Origin of the sequence: Enterobacter sp. HMSC16D10 (assembly GCF_001807145.1) — a bacterium.
Classification (GTDB): Bacteria; Pseudomonadota; Gammaproteobacteria; order Enterobacterales; family Enterobacteriaceae; genus Enterobacter; species Enterobacter roggenkampii.
The window spans coordinates 78,419-103,321 of sequence record NZ_KV787884.1; the positions used below are offsets into that span (position 1 = coordinate 78,419).

Here is a 24,903-nt window from a genome sequence, read left to right on the forward strand (position 1 = left end):
GGAGAAGGACTGCGTGGAAATTTACGAGAACGAACACGATCAGGTCGACGCGATTAAACGCTTCTTTGCTGAAAACGGCAAAGCGCTGGTTGTTGGGGTTATTTTAGGTGTCGGTGCGCTGGTAGGCTGGCGTTACTGGAACAATCATCAGGCGGATTCCGCGCGCGGCGCGTCCCTGTCCTATGAAAATACCGTGAGCGCAATTCGTGCCGATCAGCCGCAAACGCTGACGGCGGCAGAAAAATTTGCAGCTGACAACAAAAACACCTACGGTGCACTGGCTGCGCTGGAAGTGGCTCAGCAGTACGTTGATAAGAACGAACTGGATAAAGCCGTTGCTCAGCTGTCTCAGGGCCTTGCTGCCGCCAGTGATGAAAATCTGAAAGCGGTGATCAATCTGCGCCTGGCACGTATTCAGGTTCAGCAGAAAAAAGCTGACGATGCGCTGAAAACGCTCGATACCATCAAAGGCGAAGGTTTTGCTGCCATCGTTGCCGATCTGCGCGGTGAAGCACTGCTGAGCAAAGGTGACAAAGCGGGCGCGCGTAAAGCGTGGCAAGCTGGCGTAGAGAGCAATGCCTCACCTGCGCTGAGCGAAATGATGCAGATGAAAATAAATAATTTGTCCGTCTGAGAGGGACCCGATGCAATTGCGTAAATTACTTCTGCCAGGACTGCTTTCTGTTACGTTATTGAGTGGTTGTTCACTGTTCAGTGGCGAAGAAGACGTTGTGAAAATGTCCCCACTGCCGACGGTTGAAAACCAGTTTACCCCATCCACCGCGTGGGATGTCTCCGTGGGCAATGGGATTGGTGATTTCTATTCCAACCTTCATCCTGCGTATGCAGACAGCGTTGTCTATGCGGCCGATCGCAAAGGTACCGTAAAAGCGGTGAACGCGGATGACGGAAAAGAAGTGTGGTCCGTTAACCTGGCGGAAAAAGACGGCTGGTTCTCCCGTAAGCCTGCACTGCTGTCTGGCGGCCTGACCGTTGCCGGTGGCCACGTCTACGTGGGCAGCGAAAAAGCGCAGGTTTATGCCCTGAACAGCAGCGACGGTTCCATTGCCTGGCAAACGACCGTGGCGGGTGAATCCCTCTCTCGTCCGGTGGTGAGCGATGGCCTGGTGCTGATTCATACCAGCAACGGCCAGCTGCAGGCGCTGAACGAAGCGGACGGCCTGGTGAAATGGACCGTTAACCTGGATATGCCTGCGCTCTCTCTGCGTGGCGAATCTGCCCCGGCTACCGCATTTGGTGCTGCCATTGTCGGCGGCGACAACGGTCGCGTAAGCGCCGTGCTGATGCAGCAGGGCCAGATGATCTGGCAGCAGCGTATCTCTCAGGCCACTGGCTCAACGGAAATTGACCGTCTGAGCGACGTGGACACAACGCCGGTCATCGTTAACGGTGTGGTTTACGCGCTGGCCTACAACGGCAACCTGACCGCGCTGGATCTGCGCAGCGGCCAGATCATGTGGAAACGTGAGCTGGGCTCGGTGAATGATTTCATCGTTGAAGGTAACCGCATCTATATGGTTGACCAGAACGACCGTCTGCTGGCCCTGAGCACCGAAGGCGGCGTGACGCTGTGGACGCAAAGCGATCTGCTGCACCGTCTGCTGACTGCGCCAGCGCTGTACAACGGTAGCCTGGTTGTGGGCGACAGCGAAGGGTATATGCACTGGATCGATCCGGATAATGGCCGCTTTGTTGCACAGCAAAAAGTCGACAGCTCTGGTTTCCTGACCGACCCGGTCGTGGCCGACGGCAAACTGCTGATTCAGGCAAAAGACGGCACGCTGTACGCGATCACGCGTTAATTACCCGGCGGTTGTAGTATACTAAACGGCTCCTGTTCACTCAGGAGCCGTTTTGACATTTTTAAAAACGCCGCGAAAGCGACGTTATTTTGAATTTTATGAGGCTTCAAACATGGTACCTGTGGTCGCGCTTGTCGGGCGCCCTAACGTTGGAAAATCCACTCTTTTTAACCGTTTAACACGCACCCGTGATGCGCTGGTTGCGGATTTCCCGGGGCTGACGCGTGACCGTAAGTACGGTCGTGCAGAGGTGGAAGGACGCGAGTTCATCTGTATTGATACCGGTGGTATTGACGGCACAGAAGACGGCGTGGAAACCCGCATGGCGGAACAGTCGCTGCTGGCGATTGAAGAAGCGGACGTGGTGCTGTTCATGGTGGACGCGCGCGCTGGCCTGATGCCGGCGGACTCCGCTATCGCTAAACACCTGCGTTCACGCGAAAAGCCAACCTTCCTGGTGGCGAACAAAACCGACGGCATCGATGCCGATCAGGCCATCGCAGATTTCTGGTCACTGGGTCTGGGTGAGATCTACCCTATTGCGGCATCGCATGGCCGTGGCGTCACCAGCCTGCTGGAAACCGTTCTGCTGCCGTGGGTTGACGAAGTGAACCCGCCGGAAGAGGTGGACGAAGACGCGGAATACTGGGCGCAGTTTGAAGACGGCGAAGCGGGCGAAGAAGAAGAGCCTGAAGACGACTTCAACCCGCAGGATCTGCCGATCAAGCTGGCCATCGTAGGTCGTCCAAACGTAGGTAAGTCTACACTTACTAACCGTATTCTGGGTGAAGAGCGCGTGGTCGTTTACGATATGCCGGGCACCACCCGCGACAGTATCTACATCCCGATGCAGCGCGATGAGCGTGAGTATGTCCTCATCGACACCGCCGGGGTGCGTAAGCGCGGGAAAATCACCGATGTGGTGGAAAAATTCTCCGTTATCAAAACCCTGCAGGCGATTGAAGATGCCAACGTCGTGCTGCTGGTTATCGACGCGCGTGAAGGGATCTCCGATCAGGACCTCTCTCTGCTCGGCTTTATCCTCAATAGTGGGCGCTCACTGGTTATCGTGGTCAACAAATGGGATGGCCTGAGCAATGAAGTGCGTGAGCAGGTGAAAGAGACCCTCGACTTCCGTCTGGGCTTTATCGACTTTGCTCGCGTACACTTCATCTCTGCGCTGCACGGCAGCGGCGTGGGTAACCTGTTCGAATCCGTGCGCGAAGCGTACGACAGCTCCACCCGTCGTCAGAGCACCGCCATGCTGACCCGTATCATGAATATGGCTGCGGAAGACCATCAGCCGCCGCTGGTGCGCGGCCGTCGCGTGAAGCTGAAATACGCCCACGCCGGTGGTTATAACCCGCCAATCGTGGTGATCCACGGCAACCAGGTGAAAGACCTGCCGGATTCCTACAAGCGCTATCTGATGAACTACTTCCGTAAGTCGCTGGACGTGATGGGCACGCCTATCCGTATCCAGTTCAAGGAAGGGGAAAACCCGTTCGCCAACAAGCGCAACACCCTGACGCCGAACCAGATGCGCAAGCGTAAGCGTCTGATTAAGCACATTAAGAAAAGCAAATAAGCTTTGCTGAACGCACGAAAGCCCGCGACTATCGCGGGCTTTTTTTTGCCCATTCATACCGCCGGTTTTCTCTGTGTGAAGTCAATCACTATTCACTTTTAACCAAGTTTAAATCTAAGAAAGTAGACAATCGTCGAATTTTCATCTTAAAGTCCAGGGTCCGGTACTAGACAAAACTAGCGCCTGGTTATCAAATGGTTAACCAACTTTTCGCCGCATGTAAAAAATCGGCCAGATACGTAACTGGCCGGCGTACATGCTGGTGTTTACAAGCACGACGACATACCTTTCGGGAGAATTATGCAATCCTCTGTTAATCAAAAAGAAAGCCGAACGTTCTTCGGCCACCCGTATCCGCTCGGTTCGCTGTTCTTCACCGAGATGTGGGAGCGTTTCTCGTTTTACGGCATTCGTCCGTTACTGATCTTGTTTATGGCCGCCACCGTCTATGACGGCGGGATGGGCCTGGCGCGTGAAAACGCCTCGGCGATTGTCGGTATCTTTGCCGGCACCATGTACCTGGCCGCGCTGCCGGGCGGCTGGCTGGCGGATAACTGGCTCGGCCAGCAGAGAGCCGTCTGGTACGGTTCGATCCTGATTGCGCTCGGTCACCTGTCGATTGCGCTCTCGGCCATCATGGGCAATAACCTGTTCTTTATCGGCCTGATGTTCATCGTGCTCGGCTCCGGGCTGTTTAAGACCTGTATCTCGGTAATGGTCGGTACCCTTTATAAAAAAGGCGACGCGCGTCGCGACGGCGGCTTCTCGCTGTTCTATATGGGTATCAACATGGGCTCGTTCATCGCGCCGCTGATTTCCGGCTGGCTGATTAAAACCCACGGCTGGCACTGGGGCTTTGGCATTGGCGGTATCGGGATGCTGGTGGCGCTGATTATCTTCCGCGTGTTTGCCGTTCCGGCCATGAAACGCTATGACGGCGAAGTCGGTCTCGACTCCACCTGGAACAGCCCGGTGGTGAAGCGTAACGGCGTGGGCGCCTGGCTGCTGGCGCTGGCGGCAGGCGTGGCAACGATCGTGACGCTGATTGCGCAGGGCGTGATTGTGATTAATCCGGTCGCGGTAGCCAGCGTGCTGGTCTACGTGATTGCGGCATCCGTTGCCCTCTACTTTATTTATCTGTTTGTTTTTGCAGGACTGAACCGTAAAGAGCGCGCCAGACTGCTGGTCTGCTTTATTCTGCTGATCTCCGCGGCGTTCTTCTGGTCCGCGTTCGAGCAGAAGCCAACCTCGTTCAACCTGTTTGCCAACGACTACACTAACCGCATGATCGGCGATTTCGAAATCCCGGCGGTGTGGTTCCAGTCAATCAACGCCCTGTTCATCATCCTGCTGGCACCGGTGTTCAGCTGGGCGTGGCCGAAGCTGGCGAGCATGAACATTCGTCCGAGCAGCATCACCAAGTTTGTTATCGGTATCCTGTGTGCCGCAGCGGGCTTTGGCCTGATGATGCTGGCGGCACAGAACGTGCTGAGCAGCGGTGGAGCGGGCGTATCGCCGTTCTGGCTGGTGGGCAGTATCCTGATGCTGACGCTCGGCGAGCTGTGTCTCAGCCCGATTGGCCTGGCGACCATGACGCTGCTGGCGCCGGAGAGAATGCGCGGCCAGATGATGGGGCTGTGGTTCTGTGCGAGCGCGCTGGGTAACCTGGCGGCGGGTCTGATTGGCGGCCACGTGAAGGCCGACCAGCTGGATATGCTGCCGGATCTCTTTGCGCGCTGCTCCGTCGCGCTGCTGATTTGTGCCTCGGTACTGATCGTCCTCATTGTTCCGGTACGTCGCATGCTGGAAAATGCGCAGACTAAACCGGCTGCTAACGCCTCATAAACCTCGGGCTTGCCGGGGCGGCGTTATGCCCCGGCATCGATTCCCTGAGGTGAAACTATGCAGTTAGGATTTGTCGGTCTTGGTGCGGTCGTGGAAACCGCGTATCTGCCCGCGTTACGTCGCCTTTTTGGTCACACTGTTCATTGTTTTGGATTTGATGTTCTCCCCACCAGGCAGCCTGAAGGCGTCACGCGCTGCGCTTCGCTTACGGAACTTCTCGCCGTACCGCTTGATACTCTCTTTATTACCACCGCATCGCTGCACCACCTCGAGGTGCTGGAACAGGCCATAGCCTCGGCCGTTCCGCGGATTGTGATTGAAAAACCGATCGTCGCCACGCTTCCCCAAATCGAAAAGCTCAACGCGCTGCTGGCAAACCCCGACGCTGCTTCCCGCGTGCTGGCGCTCGATCACTGGATGGCGCGCATCGAAACGGTAAAGCGGTCGCTGGTTGGCAGCGTCTCTGACATCGTCAAAATAGACGGCTTTTTGCAGGAGCCGAGCGGAGTTAACGCCGCAGGGGAACCCATCGCGCTTAACTTTGCCACCGGCGAGCCGGACGCGCGTACGCTTCGCCACCCGGACGGCGTGATTCTGGATATCGGTACGCACGTGCTGGCGATGCTGCGCGAAACGGTGCGTTATCTGGGCGGAAGTGATGATATGACCCTGCAGGTCGTCACGGCTAAAGACCGCCTGGGCCGCGCTATTGCAAAAGGCGACCTGACCACGTCGGAGGGCGAGGCGCATCTTCAGGGCCGCATCAGCGGCGTGCCGGCGGATATCTGGCTTAACAAATACGCGGGACCCGCGGGCGGGCAAAAAGGATTACGGCTCTGTTTGCGCGACGGGCGCATCATCAGCCACGACCGGCGCGGCGCGGAGGATGTGCTTGAGCTGATTGAGGGTAAGGATATTCAGCGCTGGCATATTCCCGGGACACTCTACGAGCACTGTCTTGCCGGGCACATTCTGGGCACCAACAGTCTTTTTGAACGGGATCCGCACGAGGTGAGCCGCACGACGCGTCGCCGAATCGAGGAGGTTGAGCTGCTGCTGACCTTGCAGCAACAGCTGCGTGGCCCGCACTGAACGCGACGTGGTAAAATTATTGCAGACCAGAATGCTTTTAAGGAGTCACCATGACGATTACCTGCCCGGATTGCCAGGCACCGCTTGAGCCCCAGAACGGGGTGGCGCATTGCGAGAGCTGTAATAAGGATATTGCGCTTGAAGCCCGCTGCCCGGAGTGCCATCAGCCACTCCAGGTCTTAAAAGCCTGCGGGGCGGTGGACTACTTCTGCCAGAACGGCCACGGCCTTATCTCCAAAAAACGCGTGGAGTTTGTTCGGGCCGAAGGTTAATCGCACACGCAGCCTTCGCCTTTCTGCCACAGCTCGACCAGCGACTCGGGTGCCTCCTGCTCCGGCACCAGCACGATGATATCGGCATAGTGCGCCTGATTTTGCCCGGTCCAGATAATCTGGATGCGGAAATAGCGCTGGTCGCCGCTGCCGGGTGACGAGGCCTGTCCCGGCGGCTGACCGCGCGGAAAGGCCTGCTCCAGGATGCTGACCAGGCGCTGGCGCTGGGCCTCATTGAGCGAGGAGAGCGCGATGGTGCGCTGGCCGCTCAGCTTGGGAATATAAGCGACGCCGCCTTCCCGGGCCAGCTCAACCACGGCGTCATCCGTCAGTTCCGGAACCTGCATTTACAACACTCCCACCTGTTCCCAGGCTTGTTTTATGGCCGCCCCAACGTCGCCGCCGGAGCGTTTCTCTCCGTGCGCTATCGTCAGTTTTGCGAAGGCCTCAAAATCTGCATCCTGCGCCAGATTGCGATCGCAAACCGTGTCGTACCAGGCATAACCCGCTTTTTCCCAGGCGTAGCCGCCAATCGCCGTCGCGGCCAGATAAAATGCCCGGTTGGGGATGCCGGAGTTCAAGTGCACGCCGCCGTTATCCTCACGCGTTTTGATGAAATCCTTCATGTGTGCAGGCTGCGGGTCTTTGCCGAGCAGCGGATCGTTGTAGGCGGTGCCCGGTTCAGACATCGAGCGCAGCCCTTTGCCGTTGATGCCTTTTGCCAGCAGCCCTTCACCAATCAGCCAGTCCGCTTTATCGGCGGTTTGCTTCAGACGGTACTGCTTCACCAGCGAGCCAAATACGTCCGACAGCGACTCGTTCAGCGCGCCGGACTGCTCAAAGTAGATAAGCCCGGCTTCGGTCTCGGTCACGCCGTGGCTCAGCTCATGCGCCACGACGTCTATGGCGATGGTAAAGCGGTTAAATATTTCCCCGTCGCCGTCGCCAAATACCATCTGCTGACCGTTCCAGAAGGCGTTCTGATATTCCCGACCGTAGTGAACGGTGCCGGTTAAAATAAGCCCTTTGTTATCGAGCGAATCGCGCTGATATTCCTTCCAGAAGAAATCATGGGTAATACCCAAAAACTCGTACGCTTCATCCACCGCCACGTCGCCGTTCGACGGCTGACCTTCATAACGCACCTGCGTGCCCGGCAGCTCCTGAGTTTGCTTCGCATCGTAAATGTCCCGCTCCAGCTGTCCGGCTTTATTCACGTGCGGCGCGGCAGGTTTGCCCGGCATATGTGCCATCAGCGTCTGGACGTGGGTTAAGGTCTGGCGGGCACAGCGCTGCTGCGGTTCGGAACCGCTTTCGATAATACGGCGAAGAATATATGGGGGAATAACGCTATGAAGATGGGGCATGCTGCTCTCCTTATGAAAAAAGGGAATAGCAGCAGTATAGTAAGTAACCGGCGAAGAATTATCCGGTTTTACGCTGACGGGTCTTTTTCACCGGTTTAATTGATTTCACTTCGCTTTCTACCCAGCCGTCTGACAGACGCGTCGTCAGCACATCACCGGTACTCACCTGTTTGGTTTGCTTCAGCACCTTGCCGTCCGTTGCCGTCGTCACGCTATAGCCGCGCGCCAGCGTGGAGAGGGGGCTGACCGCTTCAAGGTGGGTCACCGCATTGCCAAAGCGTTCCCGGGTGGCGCTCAGTCGCGCGCGGAGAGTTTCCGCCAGACGGTACTCAAGCTGCTGAATCCGCGTTTGCGCACGATAAATTTTCGGCTGCGGGTTCTGCTGGTTCAGACGCTGCGTCACGCGCTGCTGGCGCGACACCGCGCGCTTGATCTGGGTGTCCATCGCCACGTTCATGCGCTGGCGCAGGCGCTCCAGTACGGTCTGCTGACGCGCCAGGCGCAGCTGCGGGTGCTGCTGCTGTAGACGGTGATGAAGCTGGGTAAAGCGCCGGGTCCGGTTGGCGAGGTAGTAGTCCATCGCCATCTCCAGACGCTGCTGGCCGCTCTGGATCTGACGCAGCAGCTCCAGCTGGTTGCGGCTGACCACTTCCGCCGCCGCGGACGGCGTCGGCGCGCGGAGATCCGCGACAAAATCGGCGATCGTCACGTCCGTTTCGTGGCCGACGGCGCTCACCACGGGGATAAGGCTGGCAAAGATTGCCCGCGCCACGCGCTCGTCGTTAAAGCTCCACAAGTCTTCCAGCGAGCCGCCGCCGCGCCCGACGATTAAGACGTCGCACTCCTGACGCGCGTTCGCCAGCGCTATGGCGCGCACAATCTGCCCCGGCGCATCGTCACCCTGCACGGCGGTCGGGTAGATAATGACGGGCAGGGAAGGGTCGCGACGCTTCAGAACGTGCAAAATATCGTGCAGTGCCGCACCGGTTTTCGAGGTGATGACCCCCACGCAGTGGGCAGGCGAGGGCAGCGGCTTTTTGAACTGCTGGTCGAAAAGTCCCTCTTCCGAGAGCTTAGCCTTTAACTGTTCGTACTTCTGCTGCAGCAGACCTTCGCCCGCAGGCTGCATGCTCTCGACGATAATCTGATAATCACCGCGCGGCTCATAGAGGGTGATATTGGCGCGCACCAGAACCTGCTGGCCGTGCTGTGGACGGAACGTCACGCGGCGGTTGCTGTTGCGGAACATCGCACAGCGCACCTGGGCGGTATCGTCTTTTAGCGTAAAGTACCAGTGGCCGGAGGAGGGCTGCGTGAAGTTAGAGATTTCACCGCTGATCCAGACCTGCCCCATTTCCTGCTCAAGCAGCAAACGCACCGTCTGATTCAGGCGGCTGACGGTATAAATTGAGGGGGATTGAGAGGATAACATGTGAGCGGGATCAAATTCTAAATCAGCAAGTTATTCAGTCGATAGTAACCTGCTGAGAGGCAATCGCAAGCTTTTTTATAAAAAAGTGTAGATGCAATCGGTTACGCTCTGTATAATGCCACGGCAATATTTAACCACCCAGGTCAGAGATATTGCCCATGCTACGTATCGCTAAAGAAGCACTGACGTTTGACGACGTCCTCCTCGTTCCCGCTCATTCCACCGTTCTGCCGAATACTGCCGATCTCAGCACGCAGTTGACGAAAACCATTCGCCTGAACATTCCTATGCTCTCTGCGGCAATGGACACCGTGACTGAAGCGCGCCTGGCAATTGCCCTGGCACAGGAAGGTGGCATTGGCTTTATTCACAAAAACATGTCTATCGAACGTCAGGCGGAAGAAGTTCGCCGCGTGAAGAAACATGAATCCGGCATCGTGTCCGATCCACAGACCGTTCTGCCAACCACCACCCTGCACGAAGTGAAAGCCCTGACCGAGCGTAACGGCTTCGCCGGTTACCCGGTGGTGACCGAAGAGAACGAGCTGGTTGGTATTATTACCGGTCGTGACGTGCGTTTCGTGACTGACCTGAACCAGCCTGTCAGCGTGTACATGACGCCAAAAGAGCGTCTGGTTACCGTTCGCGAAGGTGAAACCCGCGACGTGGTGCTGGCAAAAATGCACGAAAAACGCGTTGAAAAAGCGCTGGTTGTTGATAGCAACTTCCACCTGCGCGGCATGATCACCGTTAAAGATTTCCAGAAAGCAGAACGTAAGCCTAACGCCTGTAAAGACGAGCATGGCCGTCTGCGCGTAGGCGCTGCGGTTGGCGCAGGTGCCGGTAACGAAGAGCGCGTTGACGCGCTGGTTGCCGCGGGCGTTGACGTCCTGCTGATTGACTCCTCTCACGGCCACTCTGAAGGCGTTCTGCAGCGTATCCGTGATACCCGTGCCAAATACCCTGACCTGCAGATCATCGGCGGTAACGTAGCCACTGGCGCAGGCGCTCGCGCGCTGGCTGACGCTGGCTGCAGCGCGGTGAAAGTGGGTATCGGCCCTGGCTCTATCTGTACCACGCGTATCGTGACCGGCGTGGGCGTTCCGCAGATCACCGCCGTGTCTGACGCAGTTGAAGCGCTGGAAGGCACCGGTATTCCGGTCATCGCTGACGGCGGTATCCGCTTCTCTGGCGACATCGCGAAAGCGATCGCTGCGGGCGCAGCGGCGGTGATGGTTGGCTCTATGCTGGCCGGTACCGAAGAATCCCCGGGTGAAATCGAACTCTACCAGGGCCGTTCTTACAAATCTTACCGCGGTATGGGTTCCCTGGGCGCGATGTCCAAAGGTTCCTCTGACCGTTACTTCCAGACCGATAACGCCGCTGACAAACTGGTGCCGGAAGGTATCGAAGGTCGCGTTGCCTATAAAGGCCGTCTGAAAGAGATCATTCACCAGCAGATGGGCGGCCTGCGCTCCTGTATGGGTCTGACCGGCTGTGGTACCATTGACCTGCTGCGTACTAAAGCGGAATTCGTACGCATCAGCGGTGCGGGTATCCAGGAGAGCCACGTTCACGACGTGACGATCACCAAAGAGTCCCCGAACTACCGTCTGGGCTCCTGATTAATTTCCGCGCCCGGCTTCTGCCGGGCGCTCTGTTTTTGTTTCACTTGCCTCGGAATTAGCTTCAATGACGGAAAACATTCATAAACATCGCATTCTCATCCTGGACTTTGGTTCTCAGTACACTCAGCTGGTGGCGCGTCGCGTGCGTGAACTGGGCGTTTACTGTGAACTGTGGGCGTGGGATGTCACGGAAGCACAGATTCGCGAATTCAATCCAAGCGGCATCATCCTGTCCGGCGGCCCGGAAAGCACCACCGAAGAAAACAGCCCGCGCGCGCCGCAGTACGTATTCGAAGCTGGCGTGCCGGTATTCGGCGTTTGCTACGGTATGCAGACCATGGCAATGCAGCTGGGCGGCCACGTAGAAGGCTCCAGCGAGCGCGAGTTCGGCTATGCGCAGGTTGAAGTGGTTAACGACAGCGCGCTGGTGCGCGGTATCGAAGACTCCCTGACCGCAGACGGCAAACCGCTGCTGGACGTGTGGATGAGCCACGGCGACAAAGTCACCGCTATCCCGTCTGACTTCGTGACCGTTGCCAGCACCGAGAGCTGCCCGTTTGCCATCATGGCGAACGAAGAAAAACGCTTCTACGGCGTGCAGTTCCACCCGGAAGTGACCCACACCCGTCAGGGTATGCGCATGCTGGAGCGCTTCGTGCGTGACATCTGCCAGTGTGAAGCCCTGTGGACCCCGGCAAAAATCATCGACGACGCCGTTGAGCGTATCCGCCAGCAGGTTGGCGATGACAAAGTGATCCTCGGCCTCTCCGGCGGCGTGGACTCCTCCGTCACCGCGATGCTGCTGCACCGTGCCATCGGCAAAAACCTGACCTGCGTCTTCGTGGACAACGGTCTGCTGCGTCTGAACGAAGCCCAGCAGGTTATGGACATGTTTGGTGACCACTTCGGTCTGAACATCGTTCACGTGGAAGGCGAGCAGCGCTTCCTGGACGCGCTGAAAGGCGAGAACGATCCGGAAGCAAAACGTAAGATCATCGGCCGCGTGTTCGTGGAAGTGTTCGACGAAGAAGCGCTGAAGCTGGACGACGTGAAGTGGCTGGCGCAGGGCACCATCTACCCTGACGTGATCGAGTCTGCGGCTTCCGCCACCGGTAAAGCACACGTCATCAAATCTCACCACAACGTGGGCGGCCTGCCGAAAGAGATGAAGATGGGCCTGGTTGAACCGCTGCGCGAGCTGTTCAAAGACGAAGTGCGTAAGATCGGTTTGGAACTGGGTCTGCCGTACGACATGCTCTACCGTCACCCGTTCCCGGGCCCGGGTCTGGGCGTGCGCGTGCTGGGCGAAGTGAAGAAAGAGTACTGCGACCTGCTGCGTCGCGCGGACGCGATCTTCATCGAAGAGCTGCACAAAGCTGACCTGTATAACAAGGTAAGCCAGGCGTTCACCGTGTTCCTGCCGGTTCGCTCCGTCGGCGTAATGGGCGATGGCCGTAAGTACGACTGGGTTGTTTCCCTGCGTGCGGTGGAAACCATCGACTTTATGACTGCGCACTGGGCGCACCTGCCGTATGACTTCCTGGGCCGTGTGTCTAACCGCATCATCAACGAAGTGAACGGCATTTCACGCGTGGTGTATGACATCAGCGGTAAGCCACCGGCTACGATTGAGTGGGAATGATCCCGCGTCCGGCATAGACTGGCACCAAAGAGCATTAAAACACCCCTAAGCCCGCGTAATTGCGGGCTTTTTTCGTTCTTGGCGTAGCACTGTCTGGCAAATTTATGCATCGCCAAGCACCCCGTTTCTATGGCATGGTAGATGGTACGATTTGAACCTGATGCCATGTTCGGCACTCGATACCATGCCGCCTATGATGGGGTGTTCATGGTATCGAATTTATGTAACACTTTGTCCTGAAAGAAGTTTTTTGGGGGTATGTGGGGCTTTTTGAGCATGGTATTTTTGAGAGGAAATCCAACCCGACCATGCTGACTGATACCAAGCTGCGCAACCTCAAGCCAAAGGACAAGCTCTATAAAGTGAATGACCGTGACGGCCTCTACGTGGCCATCACGCCTGCGGGTTCGATTTCATTCCGCTACAACTACTCGATCCACGGCAGGCAGGAGACCATCACCTTCGGCCGTTACGGTGTCGGAGGGATCACGCTAGCGGAAGCCCGCGAACGGCTGGGCGAAGCCAAGAAGATGATCGCCGCAGGGAAATCTCCAGCCAAGGAGAAGGCGCGGGACAAAGCCCGCGTCAAGGATGCAGAGACATTCGGCGCGTGGGCCGAGAAATGGTTGCGCGGCTATCAGATGGCGCCCAATACCCGAGACATGCGCCGCTCGGTCTACGAACGCGAGTTAAAGCCGAAATTTGGCAACCAAAAACTGGTAGAGATTACCCATGAGGACTTGCGAGCGCTGACAGACGCCATCGTAGAACGAGGCGCACCGGCAACAGCGGTGCATTCGCGAGAGATCGTCTTGCAGGTCTACCGCTGGGCCATCGAGCGCGGCCAGAAGGTCGAGAACCCGGCCGATCTGGTGCGCCCCTCGACCATCGCCAAGTTCGAGCCGCGAGATCGAGCACTGACGCCCGATGAAATCGGCTTGATGTACCAGTACATGGAGCGCATTGGCACCACGCCTTCCATTCGGGCGGCCGCCAAGCTGCTGTTGCTGACGATGGTACGCAAAAGCGAACTGACTAACGCAACGTGGAGCGAGATCAATTTCACCGAAGCGCTTTGGACAATCCCCAAGGAGCGGATGAAGCGCCGCAACCCCCATTTGGTGTTCCTGTCTAGGCAGGCGCTCGACATTTTCATAGCTCTGAAAACCTTCGCGGGCGGCTCGGAGTACGTGCTGCCATCGCGCTATGACTCGGACTTGCCGATGAGCAGCGCCACGCTCAATCAGGTGCTCACGCTGACCTATCGTCTGGCCCAGAAGGAAGGGCAGTCGCTTGGCAAGTTCGGACCGCACGACCTGCGGCGCACAGCCAGCACGCTTCTACATGAGGCGGGCTATAACACTGACTGGATCGAGAAGTGCCTTGCGCACGAACAGAAGGGGGTTCGCGCCGTCTACAACAAGGCCGAGTACCGCGATCAGCGCCGGGCAATGCTTCAGGATTGGGCGGACATGATCGATGAGTGGACAATCAGGAAGCCCCGCCTCAAGGACTGATTCGGAGCCTTGAGACCTGCATTTTGTCGCGAAATGCCCACTTTGGTGGGCATTTTTTTTGTCCCGAAATAGACGTTTGTTGGACAGTCTTTCTCTCCTAAATTTCCTTAAGAAAACTTCCTGAAAAACAAGAGATTGGGCGAATATCTCTGTCCCGAAACTATACGTTTGTCGGACGGTTAACACATTGATTTTAAACGAGAAAATAGCCCATTAATGCTGGAAAACACCGGCATTGTGTAGCAATAATTAAACCTCGGACGATGACAAAACGAGGTATTCGGTGTGGAAAGAGAATTAAGGAGAGCGAGTAAAGTTCTCATTAGCAAAAAGCAGCTGCTGGAGATGATTCCACTGTGCGAGCGCACGATCTACAACTTTGAAAAGCAGGGAAAATTCCCTCAGCGCATCGCACTTAGTAGTCGCAAGGTCGTGTGGGATTTAGCCGAGGTCGAGGCATGGATTGATGCGTGCAAACATTCCGGCTCGGCCCCTCGTCCCGGAATGGGGGCCTGAATTGTGGCGATTGACTTACGGGCAGCGTTCGAGAACGAACCGCCCACACTAGACTTTATTTGGCCGGGCTTCCTCGCAAAGACAGTAGGAGCGTTAGTGGCTCCCGGAGCCACAGGCAAGAGCTTCTGGGCGCTGGAAGCCGCAATGGCCATCGCGTGCAGCGTTGCCGGTGGCGATCTTGTAGGGCTTGCCCCCGCGTGCGCTGGCCGTGTGGTCTATTTCGCTGGGGAAGACCCAGAAGTCGCACTGGAGCGCCGTATCCATGCCATCGGTCAGCACCTGAATCAGCAGGCACGTGAAGCCATCGCGGAGAACCTCACCCTTGAGCCGATCATGGGTAAGCGCTTGAACGTGATGGATGAGCGGCACCTTGTCCGCATCATTGAATTTTGCGCCGGTGCCCGGTTGATCGTACTGGACACCCTGAGCCGGATTCACGATCGGGACGAGAATAGCAACGGCGACATGGCACGACTTGTCGCCACGCTGGAGTACGTCGCGGTAAGCACTGGGGCGTCCGTCCTGTACCTGCATCATGTCAGCAAGGGCAGCGCCCGCGATGGGCAGACGGATCAACAGCAGGCAGCACGAGGAGCATCCGCCTTAATCGACAATGCCCGCTGGTGCGGCTTCGTCGCTAAGATGACCGCGGACGAGGCCAAGAGCCTCAGCGACCGCGCCTATGACCGTCAGCCCATCGGCAACGAACGAAGAGGCTTTTTTGTTCGCTTTGGTGTTAGCAAACAGAACTACGACGCCACCCCGCTCGATCAATGGTACAAGCGCCACGACGGCGGCGTCCTTGTGCCAGTGGAACTCTTAGCGACGACGAAGAAGGAGAGCACTCTGCACATCGTCAATGGAGGCGACGATGAGCGGTGGTAATGCCGTGACCCCCACCAGTACTAGCGCACAGGCGCGGGTAATGCTCTATCAGCCTAGCCAGCGCCCGCGATTGCGCGAAGGTGATTGGACAGATACATCATTTGGCCGCTGCCGCGTGGCAGGCAGGCTAGGCCAGAGGCACGCCGATATTGTGGAAGCGGTCCTGTACTGCGCAGAACGTCGGCGCCCTGTCTCTGATGGTGGCGTAGAGCTTCTGGTAGACCCCGCTCGGGTGAGAAAAACACTTTCCGACAGCCGCTACAGCTTTGCGCAGATCGAAAAGCTGTTGGCCGAGCTGCGAGCGGCGACGATCACAATTGAGACGCCACAATTCGATTTCCCAATAATCGGGGGATTGATTGATCACGTTATCCCATCGCCCATGACACGGCCTGATCCCCTAACGGGGGGAGAACGGAATCTATGGCGGGTGCGCCTTGGCGTAGCGCTGGTGATGCTGCTTGAGCATGACTTGAGTCTGTACTACGACCCAGCCCCCATTGCCCGCCTGCAGCATGGCATTAGCCAAGCGGTAGCGCGGCACGTTTTGAGCCACAAAGTAGAACCGACAGGCGGTTGGTATCTTGACACCGTTATCGTGGCGGTTGCCGGACAGGCCTCAAGCCAAGCCATGCGCGATGCGAGACGAAGGCTCAAGGAGGAGACTCAAGAGTTACGGGAAATTGGGCTTGTGCTCGACGGCGACCGCATCAAGAAAAACGGCGCTTGCAACACCTGAAGCGTGGCACACCCGCCCGATGGCGTGGCACAGCCGCCCGGTAGCGTGGCACAGCCGCCCGAAACGTGGCACACCCGCCCGGAGTTATCAGGATATTCAGGATATTCAGTTCCTGCGCGGCACAGCCCGCGCTTTGGCGCGGTTCGGCCTTGCCAGTCGGCCTACGGCCGTTAGACACCAAAGGAAGGGCGGTTCGCTCCGTCGAACACACACCACCTCGAGCACCTGGTGCATCGTGCCGTCTGCGGCATCTGAATAGACACCAAAAGGAAAGGCTTGGGGGCGAATGACCCATCGCGCCCCACCAGAAGGCCGTAGGAGCCGCCAAAAACGCTTTTTAAGGGTGCGGTGATGGGGTTTGGGTGCGGCTATCCGAGAAAATTGCTCAGAGCGCAGCACAGGGCCTTACAGGGTGTGTAATAGACGGAGGGAGCGCGGCAGGCAAACAAAACCCCGCACTTAGGCGGGGTTGTCTGTGAGGCTGGCCAGCGATCAGCGATTGTCGCGCTTCTCTTGCCTCTGGGCTTCCTGCGCGGCTTGGATGGCCATCAAAACTTGCTGGTTCAAGGCGGCGTTATTCTTGCTGCCCAGCAAAGGTAGTCGATTCAGAGCCTGCGCCCCGGAAAACATGCGGTAGGAAGCCGACAAGGCGAGCGGGCTTACTCGAAGCTGCAAGGCCGTGTATTGGCGATCCAGCCTATCGAGCTGTGGTCCGTAGCCCTTGCTACGCAGCCACCGGCCGAGCGCCCACATGCCGATGGCGAAAGTCGAGGCGAGTACTACGAATCCAGCGAACATCAGAATGTCCATCATGGTTATTTCTCCGGTTGGTCGTTATTCGAGGTCATGCCCGGCACGTTGAGCGAGGCGAGGCGGTCGGGAGTAGAGCTGTTGTCCGAGGCCGGACGGATGACGTTAAATTCCGCTTGTGTAGGTTCCGCGGCAGATTCCGCTCCATTGGCTGGAGTGGCCGAACTGGTATCGTCGGGAACAGGTGGCGCAGATCCTGCGCCAAGAGACAAGCCGTGCGCGTTCTCCATGCCCGGCACTGCCATCGAGGCCATCACGCCGAGCATCTTTGCGCCACCATTGGCCGCTTGGGAAAGTGCGTTGCCGGAGCTGACAACTCCCCCTTTTGGTGTCGCTTGCGGGTCTTTGTCGTCATTGACCTGCGCGGACTTCCCGGCCTGCTTGGCGGCCTGCTGTACGCCGCTGTTAGGCTGCTGTGGCGCTGCGCCCGGCGTTTGTGGTGCGCCGCTGCCGCCCACTCTGGCACCTGCCGACGACGCGCCCTTGGCCGCCGCTTGACCGCCAGTGCTTGCGCCGAGGCCAGAGGCCGCCCCGCCACCTGATGCGGCTGCGGCGGGCGCACTACCACCGGCAAAGCTGGAATTGATCGCGGCCGCCAGACCGCCGCCGCCAAGCCCACCGGCACCCGCCGCACCTGCCCCCGCTGCACTACCACTCCCGGCCGCGCCAAGAGCACCGGCAGCAGCCGGAGCCGCCGCACCGGCCGTGGCGATGGTTGCGATCGCCGCCGCCGCACCGGCCGCACCGGCAGCCGCCATGCCACCAATGGCTGATCCGCCGCCCATCGACGTGCCGCTAATCATCCCGCCGATCAATTCGGGAATAGTCTTAGTCAGGTATGCGCATACCAGAGCCAAGCCCGCCAATGTCATCAGAGACGCTTCGTCGTTGGTATACGCTGCTAACCAAGACTTCGCCGACGTGACGATAATTCCTACGATCAACGTTAGGACGAACAGCTTGGCACCTACTGCGATAACGAAGCGGAGCGGAGCAATTGCAAAGTCGCGTGTCCATTGCGAACCACCAAAGCCGAAGAACAGCACGGAGGCGTTGATGATGACGTATGACTCTACAAGCGTCACAAACATGAATGCCGCGATGAAGGCGAAGCACAGTAAAACCAAACAGCCAACAAGCGCGATGAGGACCGCTTTACCCGGAGAGAAAACTGAGATTCCCTCTACGATGGTGCGCGAGAAATCGACGGCGACCGCGAACATATCGCCCGGCTGAAGCGCACGGCCCAAACCGCTAGCCGTGCCCGCTGCTTCGCGAAAACTGTCTACTACAGCTGTCGCCCAAGGAACGGAATTCTCAATGATCGCGTAGAAAAAGCCGATAGCCATGAAGAAGCGGATCAACTCGCCGACGATTTCGCCGAAGTCAGCTTGTTTCATGACTAAAGGCATGAACGTCCACACCAATTGGATTAGTGCAAGGGAAGCCAGCAATGTGAGTGCATAGCCCTGTAGTCGTGGCGACCATTCACTTGCGGCGTCATAGAGCATCCGCAAAAGCCCATTCATTTCATTGCCTTGAGTTATATCTCCTGCTGCCGCAGCAGTGCCGGCCGAAAGCAAGAGCACCGCACCGATGAGTGCGAGTAGTGCTGAACGTTGCATAGTTAGAAATCCTCAGATGGACCCCAGTTGTTTTTCCGGGCTTCGAAGTTTTTATCGGCATCTGTCGGCATAGGCCGTTCAGCAGTCGCGCAATTGGTGCTGACGGAAACAAAGACACCGGACACAACAGCACCACCAAGAGCAGAAGCGATGCACAGCACAGCGATAAAAGTCTTAGATATCAACATGATTAGAAGTCCTCCGAAGGTCCCCAGTTATTCTTCCGAGCTTCGAATTGTTGTTCGGCGGCTTCGCTAGCGGCCCTCCGGTCGCCTTGCTGGGCCATGTAGTTGCCCTGCATGTTGATTTGCGTGGCTACCAGATCGCGCAGCTTTTGCAGTTGCTGCACGTTCTGCGAGGCTATTTCGTTGCCCGCCTGAATCGCCTGCATCCGGCCAGCGGCCGACTGCGAACGGGAAACCATGCGGGCAAGCTGCGCGTCCTCAGACTCGAAAGTGCCGGTATTGAGGTTCGCCGCTTCCATCGCCGCCTTCACGTTGTCGCGCCCCTGCTCTGACCACTTCTGATAACGATCCCGCGCCGGGGCTTCCGCCGAGTTCGCGGCTTGATTCAGGTAGGACTCGAAGCCGGGAAACTGCGTGTTGAACTGCGAATCCATGTTCTGGATTTGGCGGCCCAAGGCCTGCGACTTCGTGTAGATATTCGCCACGCTTTGCAGGTCGGCCGCGATACTGCCGAACATGGAGTTGGGCAAACTCAGACCCTGCGTGACCATGTTTTGATACTGCTGAATCTGCGTTGCCAGTTGCTGGGCAGTGTTCAGCTGCGTGTTGACCGCTTCGGCGTACTCGAACATCTGCTGATAGAACGTCGAGCAGTTCGAGCAGTAGATGGCGTAAGCCGGGGCAGGTGCCAGGTAGAGACTTACACCAAGGCCTGTGCTTGCCATTGCCAGAGCTAGCGCCGCGCCTCGACCGAATTTTCGAGCTGACGAAATCGGCGATTTTTGCGATTCAATTTCCATACCGAATACCTCGTTTTGTCACATGTCGAGGTTTGATTATTGACCGATATGGGGCAGTTTTAAATATGCGGATAATCTGGTATCCGCATAAAATTCAATGATTTATGTCCGTAAACCGTCCGTCAATCTTCAAGAGATTGTTTCTCAACACTATGATTTTGATCGCGTTTTTCTTGACGCGTGAAAGGGGCTCGGCTGTCCGGTTTGATACGTTTTGCGGACAAAAAAAAGCCCACCGAAGTGAGCTTTTGATAAGGCGGTGCGCGGCGTCAGTGGGTAGCGTAATAGGGATTCTGTGCGCGATAAAGGTCACGCTCCGGTTCAGGGATGTGTAGCGTTTCAAGGTGCCAATCTTCGAGTGAAGAAGCCAGCTCGGCCGCTATGCGCTGGGCTTCCATAACGCTCTTGCTAGGCCGTCCACTGGCTCGACCGAGGCAGGCTTGCAGTTCGTTGAGTTGATTGGCCAATGCGCTGATGCGGTGAGCTGTCTTCATGATCAATTCCCCTTGCTGATCCTTTCCACGATTTTGTCGAATTCCTCTCGGACTTGATCGTCCGTAAGCTCAAGATTAACCAATCCTGACTTTATTGCAATTCTTCCGATTCTTTCTGCTGCTTCATTGTCAAGTTTTGCCAGCCTTGCCTTTGCCGTTTCAAGCTCCGAAAGCGCATCAGCTCGCCGCTCTAAAAGTGTCTTTCTGGCCAATTTATCCATTCCTCTTTGGTGCCATTTTGGCTTTACGCCGTTGAATGTAATTGCATTCTAACGACCGTCGGCATGTTTGGCCATAACAGGATCATCGCTTCCCGTCGTGCTTGTAGGGAGCGAGGATTGGCTGACCTTGCTTGATGTATCGTGTGACGTATTTGGTGAACTGGGTGTATCCCATTTCGAGCCGGTCCGCGAATGCCTCATAAATCCATACCAGCGGTACCCCGCGTTCGTGCTCCTTCCGCACCTCATCCAGTACCGCTACGAACGATGCGCGGCCACGGCGTTGAGGGCGACGTTCAGTATTTGCATTTTGATGGTCGGTCATGTGCCTTTCTCCGTTCTCGACGTTCGGTCCAAACCAGTATATCCAAGCAAAGAAAATTAGCGCAATTTTACGCAATTCTGCGCTCGTAATAACGCGACGTTGCGCGATTTAAGGAAAACTAGCGCAATTATAGGAAAATGAACGCAACTGATGTTAGCGAAGCTGGCCATTAGCGTTAAATTGCCTAAAATTGCACTGAGCAGTACGGCAAGATGTGTGTTGTAGGCCTACGCTGCTACGCAGCTAGGGCCTCCACCACCGCCCCTTACTCGCCTGCGGCTCGACGGCATCCTGCTCTGCGAGGCTGACAGTCGCTGCCGCGACAAAGGAGCCACGGGCACCAAAAGGAGGCGCAAGCCGGGCAAGACAACGACACCAATCCGCGCCATCGGGCGCGATGGAAAAGGGGCACTGATGAGTGACGAAGAACAGAAACCGAAAGGGAAGGGCCGAGGAACCCGACCCCGAGGCCAACGAATAGAGGTATGGGTGAACAACGACGAAAAGGCCGAGCTGGCCGACCGGGCTGCTCAGTCCGGTTTGTCGTTGTCCGCCTACCTGCCGGCTGTCGGTCGTAACAGCCATATTCGATCCATGGTTGACTTGCTAGCAGTTGCCGACTTGGCCAAGGGCAATGGCGACCCTGGCCGGGTGGCCGGACTGCTGAAACTTTGGCTCGCGGAGAAGCGTGGACAAGGCGCAAGTCCAATGGATGTGGAAGCGATGATGAATGAATTTCACAAATTGCAGAGCGAGGTGCTTTCCATCATGCCACGCGTCGTAAGATGACTGCTGAACGTGTCATCTAAGACAGAGCAAAGTTCAGCTTCACAGTTATGCCGTATCGATGCATCTAATCGAGCGCCTGATGTTGGATTGATAGGTGGCTAGCCAACGCATCGAAGGTTCGTTCTGCAGCATGTTGCACGGATCTACGGAAGCATTGGTTGGCAGCACACCTATGTTGAGGCACGCAGTGCTGCGACCTCGATTCATCGGTGTTGGAACTGATGAGGCGGATGACGGCTGTGGTCAAGGTGAGCCGTGAGGCTTTCAGGGCAAGATTTGTGGTGGTTGAAGCCCGAGCACGAATGATTGCCTGTACCGCTTGGTGATGGAGATCGAGAAGCAAATCATGTGATTTGGTATAGACTTGGATTGCACAACTCAAAATGCGAATCGGTAAGCATTGTCGAGGCTTAAATGAAAAAACAAGATAAGAGAGATCGAGGCCACGATGAAGTTATGGCGGAGGCGTTTGACTCTGATCCAGAATACGCGATCAAACTTGCTGAGGATGTTTTGCGTGACGGAGAACAAGGAGAGATTGATATTCTGCGTCGGCAGCTCATAATAATTCCAGAAAAATATCAAGGACAATGATTTTAGTATTGTTCTATCAATAGTTTAATCAAGGGGGGAAACATGGCAGTTCCTGTACACCATAGGGCTCGCAATGCATATCATTTCACATCGATACAAAATCTCGAATCAATAATTGATCACGGTATTTTTTCGACCAATCAGAAAATTGCTCGCGGCATTCTGCACGTTAACGTCGCTGAGGAAGGAATACAGAGGCGTCGGGCGCTTATGCAGGTGCCTGGAGCCAACGGGCGGTGTGTTCATGATTATGTACCATTCTATTTCGCAAAGAAAACGCCTATGCAGCAGGCGGTGCTCTATAAGAAGAACGTAGATCAGCAGTTCATCATTTACCTTTCCGTGTCGGTTTTGCTCATGGAAACAAGAGCTGGGGCCTATTACACAAACGCGTCTGCAAATACGGACGTTCCCCCAGCTTTCTTTTCTGGAAATCATCAGTCTGATCAGCTCGACCAACTAGATTGGCAAACTATCGATAACGGTCGGTGGGGATATGACGACGATGCTCAGAAGCACCGCAAAATGGCAGAGCTTTTGTTACCAGATCATGTCCCATTGTCTGAAATTAATCAGATAGTTACATTTAATCGCAGCGTATCTGACTGTGTTAGACAAATTTTTCAGAACAAAGGGGTTGTTCCGCCGAACATTGTTGAGGCGGGAGGGGAGCATTATTATCTAGAGCCTGGTAATTGGAATGCTTCTTTGGTTACAGGGCCTTTTTTCCTCAAGCGTTTTGTAGATGAGGCTGTTTCTCATGTGGTCTCATTTCAGCGTCAGGTGATGCCGAGATTCCAGACCTTAAGTGACGCATTGCGTGCTATTCGCGCTAACTTCGGGGCCATCAGAGAGCTAGGAGATATCGATGGTCTCGGCGCGAACTACGGGCCACATCGCGAAGATGTTGGCGCTCATTCTCGACGTGTTGCGGGTCTGGTGTTGAACTCACCCGAATATATTCAGTTGGACCCAATCCATCGTGAAGTCTTGGAGCTTGCAGCTTATCTCCACGATATAGGCAAAGGGCCCAAAACACGCTGGCCCAATAGCTTTATGAATAAGGCTGATGGTGAACATCCCAAAAAATCCCTGCCTATGTTGAAAAGAATTTTGACTGAGGATCTGCCTATTCTGCCACCAGATATAGTCCGAAAAATTATAATGCTGGTGACGTATGATGACCTACTGGGTGAGATCGTTGCTAAAGGTCGGGACAAAAGTCAGTTGTTCGATATAATTACTTGTCCTGAAGATATCACTATGTTGGTGGCTTTGAGCAAGGCTGATATTGGTGCGTTAAATCAAATTTGGTTGATGCAAGTCTCTGCTGGAATCGATGCCCTCAGAGTTGAGGCTCTTCAAAAATTGCAAGGTAATATTTAATGATAGAGTTTGTTTCCGGAGATTTTTTCGATTTTGATGCGGATATTATGATCAATACAGTCAACTGTGTTGGTGTGATGGGTGCAGGTGTGGCGCTCGCATTTAAGAAAAGATTTCCTGAAATGTTCGATGACTATGCTGAAAAGTGTCGTTCGGGCATTATTCGCCCCGGCCTGCCTTCCGTTTGGTTGCAAAAGGATATGATCTCGAAAGACATCGAGATCATAAATTTTCCAACAAAAAATCATTGGAAGAATCCATCTGAGTATCATTATATTGATGATGGGTTGGAATGGCTTTCTAAGTATCTTGAAGATAAGAGTGGAAAAGTAGTAACTCTTCCGGCCCTAGGCTGTGGTCATGGTGGTTTGGACTGGGACAGGGTCCGATCCATGATTGCTGAGAAGCTAAAAAACTCTCCAGCGCATATATATGTCTTTGAGCCTTTCGATTCAGTGAAAGCGGGCAATGTCAAAGCTTCGGAGCCAGACTATGAGCAACTGCTTGGTTCGGTTGGGGCTGGGGTTGTTAAATATGCGTCGGACGCATACCCGGAAAAGTTGCGCATCTACACCAAGAAGGATGTATATTACTATCCAAAACAGCAAAATAAATTTAGATACGATTTTTCAGTTGTGTGCAGCAGCAAGCCTGACTTAAGCGAGATAAATGCTATACGGAAGTTTATTGAATTTTGCGTTCTCGAGAAGTGCAGTATTTTGTTGGGAGGGACAGCCTTTGAAAAAAAACTCGCGCTTGAACTTTCGACCCAAGGTTTAATTTGCGGGTGTGTTCTACCATCCGGAATCTACGAGTCCATAAAAAAAGTATCATTATCAAAGCGTAAAGAAAATCCTAATCTTCTCTCGATTGGTAATCCAGTAGTTGCCTTCGATAAGAAAGAATTTATACCTTCTGTTTTTGCGAGGATGTGTCTTTCTGAGAAGGTAGTGTTTTTCGCTAGCAAGCTTGCTTGGTTGGAAAAATATAAGAGTCAACTCAAACGGATATCTGTAGATGCGTATTACTACGTTTCTGAAATCAGCTCACCAGAGGATATAAAGGCGGTATTAGACATTCGGGCAAAAGGATTTGACTTTGATATGCCCCTAACAAGCATTTTCGCGGATAATATTCACAAGTCTGATGCGGTTGAGGAGGGGGGGGCGAACTCTGCTTGATCTCAGCTTAGCCAAATTCTAGCATGGTATCGGTCATGGTACTTTATGGTGCGTGATTAATAAATCGCTGATTTTTATTGGTTTTTTATGGGTTGTAATAATTGAGTGGGAATGATTTCGCGTCTGGCAATAGTCTGCACTTAAAAG

26 protein-coding genes are annotated in these 24,903 nt (G+C 55.5%); 16 read left to right on the forward strand and 10 right to left on the reverse strand.

Annotation, left to right across the window (positions count from 1 at the left end; genetic code table 11):
- Nucleotides 1-13: 13 nt before the first annotated feature.
- The 6 genes from HMPREF3143_RS14105 (at nucleotide 14) to HMPREF3143_RS14130 (ending at nucleotide 6,620) form a co-directional block, all read left to right on the forward strand.
- Complete coding sequence (locus HMPREF3143_RS14105) at nucleotides 14-634, forward strand: YfgM family protein (protein ID WP_008502136.1); 621 nt, start codon at nucleotides 14-16, stop codon at nucleotides 632-634.
- A 10-nt stretch (nucleotides 635-644) separates the two neighbouring features.
- Nucleotides 645-1,823, forward strand: a complete 1,179-nt coding sequence (bamB, locus tag HMPREF3143_RS14110) for an outer membrane protein assembly factor BamB (RefSeq protein ID WP_008502135.1) — start codon at nucleotides 645-647, stop codon at nucleotides 1,821-1,823.
- A gap of 112 nt (nucleotides 1,824-1,935) precedes the next feature.
- Nucleotides 1,936-3,411: a ribosome biogenesis GTPase Der gene (der, locus tag HMPREF3143_RS14115; RefSeq protein ID WP_008502134.1), complete on the forward strand. Its 1,476-nt coding sequence runs from the start codon at nucleotides 1,936-1,938 to the stop codon at nucleotides 3,409-3,411.
- 300 nt (nucleotides 3,412-3,711) lie between these two features.
- On the forward strand, nucleotides 3,712-5,256 hold the full coding sequence (locus HMPREF3143_RS14120; RefSeq protein ID WP_070533424.1) for a peptide MFS transporter: 1,545 nt from the start codon (nucleotides 3,712-3,714) through the stop codon (nucleotides 5,254-5,256).
- A gap of 57 nt (nucleotides 5,257-5,313) precedes the next feature.
- A complete protein-coding gene (locus HMPREF3143_RS14125) occupies nucleotides 5,314-6,348 on the forward strand; it encodes a Gfo/Idh/MocA family oxidoreductase (RefSeq protein ID WP_070533426.1) in 1,035 nt (344 codons plus the stop codon).
- 50 nt (nucleotides 6,349-6,398) lie between these two features.
- On the forward strand, nucleotides 6,399-6,620 hold the full coding sequence (locus HMPREF3143_RS14130; RefSeq protein WP_025912814.1) for a zinc ribbon domain-containing protein: 222 nt from the start codon (nucleotides 6,399-6,401) through the stop codon (nucleotides 6,618-6,620).
- Here the strand turns inward: HMPREF3143_RS14130 and HMPREF3143_RS14135 are convergent.
- From HMPREF3143_RS14135 to xseA, 3 genes are read right to left on the reverse strand one after another with little or no spacing between them, the layout of a single operon-like run.
- The gene (locus tag HMPREF3143_RS14135; RefSeq protein WP_023617312.1) at nucleotides 6,617-6,967 is read right to left on the reverse strand and encodes a protealysin inhibitor emfourin; all 351 of its coding nucleotides are present in this window, start codon (nucleotides 6,965-6,967) and stop codon (nucleotides 6,617-6,619) included. The two genes, HMPREF3143_RS14130 and HMPREF3143_RS14135, sit on opposite strands and share 4 nt — an antisense overlap.
- Complete coding sequence (locus HMPREF3143_RS14140) at nucleotides 6,968-7,987, reverse strand: M4 family metallopeptidase (protein WP_070533428.1); 1,020 nt, start codon at nucleotides 7,985-7,987, stop codon at nucleotides 6,968-6,970.
- 58 nt (nucleotides 7,988-8,045) lie between these two features.
- Nucleotides 8,046-9,419 carry an exodeoxyribonuclease VII large subunit gene (gene xseA / locus HMPREF3143_RS14145; RefSeq protein WP_070533430.1) on the reverse strand — a complete coding sequence of 458 codons (1,374 nt, stop codon included), beginning with the start codon at nucleotides 9,417-9,419 and terminating at the stop codon, nucleotides 8,046-8,048.
- 158 nt (nucleotides 9,420-9,577) lie between these two features.
- Here xseA and guaB point away from each other — a divergent pair, with 158 nt between their 5' ends.
- The 6 genes from guaB to HMPREF3143_RS14175 all read left to right on the forward strand — a co-directional run bounded on the left by guaB (nucleotide 9,578) and on the right by HMPREF3143_RS14175 (nucleotide 16,346).
- Nucleotides 9,578-11,044 (forward strand): IMP dehydrogenase, encoded by a 1,467-nt coding sequence (gene guaB, locus HMPREF3143_RS14150; RefSeq protein ID WP_008502128.1) that lies wholly within the window; start codon nucleotides 9,578-9,580, stop codon nucleotides 11,042-11,044.
- Between the two features lie 67 nt (nucleotides 11,045-11,111).
- Nucleotides 11,112-12,689, forward strand: a complete 1,578-nt coding sequence (guaA, locus tag HMPREF3143_RS14155; RefSeq protein WP_008502126.1) for a glutamine-hydrolyzing GMP synthase — start codon at nucleotides 11,112-11,114, stop codon at nucleotides 12,687-12,689.
- Nucleotides 12,690-12,997: 308 nt separating this feature from the next.
- Nucleotides 12,998-14,206 carry a tyrosine-type recombinase/integrase gene (locus tag HMPREF3143_RS14160; protein WP_016941853.1) on the forward strand — a complete coding sequence of 403 codons (1,209 nt, stop codon included), beginning with the start codon at nucleotides 12,998-13,000 and terminating at the stop codon, nucleotides 14,204-14,206.
- A gap of 285 nt (nucleotides 14,207-14,491) precedes the next feature.
- Complete coding sequence (locus tag HMPREF3143_RS14165; RefSeq protein ID WP_016941854.1) at nucleotides 14,492-14,722, forward strand: helix-turn-helix transcriptional regulator; 231 nt, start codon at nucleotides 14,492-14,494, stop codon at nucleotides 14,720-14,722.
- Between the two features lie 3 nt (nucleotides 14,723-14,725).
- The gene (locus HMPREF3143_RS14170) at nucleotides 14,726-15,607 is read left to right on the forward strand and encodes a helicase RepA family protein (protein WP_070533432.1); all 882 of its coding nucleotides are present in this window, start codon (nucleotides 14,726-14,728) and stop codon (nucleotides 15,605-15,607) included.
- Entirely contained in the window at nucleotides 15,594-16,346 is a 753-nt protein-coding gene (locus HMPREF3143_RS14175; protein WP_070533434.1) for an ABC transporter ATPase, read from the forward strand. The genes HMPREF3143_RS14170 and HMPREF3143_RS14175 overlap by 14 nt, the downstream gene beginning before the upstream one ends.
- 492 nt (nucleotides 16,347-16,838) lie before the next feature.
- Here the strand turns inward: HMPREF3143_RS14175 and HMPREF3143_RS14180 are convergent, their stop codons facing one another.
- The 7 genes from HMPREF3143_RS14180 to HMPREF3143_RS14210 form a co-directional block, all read right to left on the reverse strand.
- Nucleotides 16,839-17,159, reverse strand: a complete 321-nt coding sequence (locus HMPREF3143_RS14180; protein WP_016941857.1) for a hypothetical protein — start codon at nucleotides 17,157-17,159, stop codon at nucleotides 16,839-16,841.
- Nucleotides 17,160-17,161: 2 nt separating this feature from the next.
- Nucleotides 17,162-18,781 (reverse strand): P-type conjugative transfer protein TrbL, encoded by a 1,620-nt coding sequence (gene trbL, locus HMPREF3143_RS14185; protein ID WP_070533436.1) that lies wholly within the window; start codon nucleotides 18,779-18,781, stop codon nucleotides 17,162-17,164.
- A gap of 2 nt (nucleotides 18,782-18,783) precedes the next feature.
- Nucleotides 18,784-18,969: a hypothetical protein gene (locus HMPREF3143_RS14190; protein WP_032437099.1), complete on the reverse strand. Its 186-nt coding sequence runs from the start codon at nucleotides 18,967-18,969 to the stop codon at nucleotides 18,784-18,786.
- A 2-nt stretch (nucleotides 18,970-18,971) separates the two neighbouring features.
- Nucleotides 18,972-19,766 carry a P-type conjugative transfer protein TrbJ gene (trbJ, locus tag HMPREF3143_RS14195; RefSeq protein WP_070533438.1) on the reverse strand — a complete coding sequence of 265 codons (795 nt, stop codon included), beginning with the start codon at nucleotides 19,764-19,766 and terminating at the stop codon, nucleotides 18,972-18,974.
- Nucleotides 19,767-20,035: 269 nt separating this feature from the next.
- A complete protein-coding gene (locus tag HMPREF3143_RS14200) occupies nucleotides 20,036-20,260 on the reverse strand; it encodes a hypothetical protein (protein WP_070533440.1) in 225 nt (74 codons plus the stop codon).
- Between the two features lie 2 nt (nucleotides 20,261-20,262).
- Nucleotides 20,263-20,481, reverse strand: a complete 219-nt coding sequence (locus tag HMPREF3143_RS14205; protein WP_070533442.1) for a TraC family protein — start codon at nucleotides 20,479-20,481, stop codon at nucleotides 20,263-20,265.
- An 82-nt stretch (nucleotides 20,482-20,563) separates the two neighbouring features.
- Entirely contained in the window at nucleotides 20,564-20,806 is a 243-nt protein-coding gene (locus HMPREF3143_RS14210) for a TraK family protein (protein ID WP_016943286.1), read from the reverse strand.
- Nucleotides 20,807-21,220: 414 nt separating this feature from the next.
- Between HMPREF3143_RS14210 and HMPREF3143_RS14215 the strand changes: the two genes are divergently transcribed.
- The 4 genes from HMPREF3143_RS14215 (at nucleotide 21,221) to HMPREF3143_RS14230 (ending at nucleotide 24,756) form a co-directional block, all read left to right on the forward strand.
- Nucleotides 21,221-21,595, forward strand: a complete 375-nt coding sequence (locus HMPREF3143_RS14215; protein ID WP_070533444.1) for a plasmid mobilization protein — start codon at nucleotides 21,221-21,223, stop codon at nucleotides 21,593-21,595.
- A gap of 414 nt (nucleotides 21,596-22,009) precedes the next feature.
- Complete coding sequence (locus HMPREF3143_RS14220) at nucleotides 22,010-22,189, forward strand: hypothetical protein (RefSeq protein WP_070533446.1); 180 nt, start codon at nucleotides 22,010-22,012, stop codon at nucleotides 22,187-22,189.
- Between the two features lie 42 nt (nucleotides 22,190-22,231).
- Nucleotides 22,232-23,575, forward strand: coding sequence for a DarT ssDNA thymidine ADP-ribosyltransferase family protein (locus HMPREF3143_RS14225; RefSeq protein ID WP_070533448.1), 1,344 nt, complete (start codon nucleotides 22,232-22,234; stop codon nucleotides 23,573-23,575).
- Nucleotides 23,575-24,756, forward strand: coding sequence for a macro domain-containing protein (locus tag HMPREF3143_RS14230; RefSeq protein WP_070533450.1), 1,182 nt, complete (start codon nucleotides 23,575-23,577; stop codon nucleotides 24,754-24,756). The genes HMPREF3143_RS14225 and HMPREF3143_RS14230 overlap by 1 nt, the downstream gene beginning before the upstream one ends.
- Nucleotides 24,757-24,903: the final 147 nt, after the last annotated feature.

Coding starts and splice junctions, on each gene's coding strand:
- HMPREF3143_RS14230 (WP_070533450.1), top strand. CDS start 23,575: ATGATAGAGTTTGTTTCCGGAGATTTTTTCGATTTTGATGCGGATATT.
- trbL (WP_070533436.1), bottom strand. CDS start 18,781: ATGCAACGTTCAGCACTACTCGCACTCATCGGTGCGGTGCTCTTGCTT.
- HMPREF3143_RS14225 (WP_070533448.1), top strand. CDS start 22,232: ATGGCAGTTCCTGTACACCATAGGGCTCGCAATGCATATCATTTCACA.
- xseA (WP_070533430.1), bottom strand. CDS start 9,419: ATGTTATCCTCTCAATCCCCCTCAATTTATACCGTCAGCCGCCTGAAT.
- HMPREF3143_RS14180 (WP_016941857.1), bottom strand. CDS start 17,159: ATGATGGACATTCTGATGTTCGCTGGATTCGTAGTACTCGCCTCGACT.
- guaB (WP_008502128.1), top strand. CDS start 9,578: ATGCTACGTATCGCTAAAGAAGCACTGACGTTTGACGACGTCCTCCTC.
- HMPREF3143_RS14215 (WP_070533444.1), top strand. CDS start 21,221: ATGAGTGACGAAGAACAGAAACCGAAAGGGAAGGGCCGAGGAACCCGA.
- HMPREF3143_RS14175 (WP_070533434.1), top strand. CDS start 15,594: ATGAGCGGTGGTAATGCCGTGACCCCCACCAGTACTAGCGCACAGGCG.
- HMPREF3143_RS14160 (WP_016941853.1), top strand. CDS start 12,998: ATGCTGACTGATACCAAGCTGCGCAACCTCAAGCCAAAGGACAAGCTC.
- HMPREF3143_RS14210 (WP_016943286.1), bottom strand. CDS start 20,806: ATGACCGACCATCAAAATGCAAATACTGAACGTCGCCCTCAACGCCGT.
- bamB (WP_008502135.1), top strand. CDS start 645: ATGCAATTGCGTAAATTACTTCTGCCAGGACTGCTTTCTGTTACGTTA.
- HMPREF3143_RS14205 (WP_070533442.1), bottom strand. CDS start 20,481: ATGGATAAATTGGCCAGAAAGACACTTTTAGAGCGGCGAGCTGATGCG.
- guaA (WP_008502126.1), top strand. CDS start 11,112: ATGACGGAAAACATTCATAAACATCGCATTCTCATCCTGGACTTTGGT.
- der (WP_008502134.1), top strand. CDS start 1,936: ATGGTACCTGTGGTCGCGCTTGTCGGGCGCCCTAACGTTGGAAAATCC.
- HMPREF3143_RS14140 (WP_070533428.1), bottom strand. CDS start 7,987: ATGCCCCATCTTCATAGCGTTATTCCCCCATATATTCTTCGCCGTATT.
- HMPREF3143_RS14200 (WP_070533440.1), bottom strand. CDS start 20,260: ATGAAGACAGCTCACCGCATCAGCGCATTGGCCAATCAACTCAACGAA.
- HMPREF3143_RS14190 (WP_032437099.1), bottom strand. CDS start 18,969: ATGTTGATATCTAAGACTTTTATCGCTGTGCTGTGCATCGCTTCTGCT.
- HMPREF3143_RS14120 (WP_070533424.1), top strand. CDS start 3,712: ATGCAATCCTCTGTTAATCAAAAAGAAAGCCGAACGTTCTTCGGCCAC.
- HMPREF3143_RS14125 (WP_070533426.1), top strand. CDS start 5,314: ATGCAGTTAGGATTTGTCGGTCTTGGTGCGGTCGTGGAAACCGCGTAT.
- trbJ (WP_070533438.1), bottom strand. CDS start 19,766: ATGGAAATTGAATCGCAAAAATCGCCGATTTCGTCAGCTCGAAAATTC.
- HMPREF3143_RS14220 (WP_070533446.1), top strand. CDS start 22,010: ATGAAAAAACAAGATAAGAGAGATCGAGGCCACGATGAAGTTATGGCG.
- HMPREF3143_RS14130 (WP_025912814.1), top strand. CDS start 6,399: ATGACGATTACCTGCCCGGATTGCCAGGCACCGCTTGAGCCCCAGAAC.
- HMPREF3143_RS14135 (WP_023617312.1), bottom strand. CDS start 6,967: ATGCAGGTTCCGGAACTGACGGATGACGCCGTGGTTGAGCTGGCCCGG.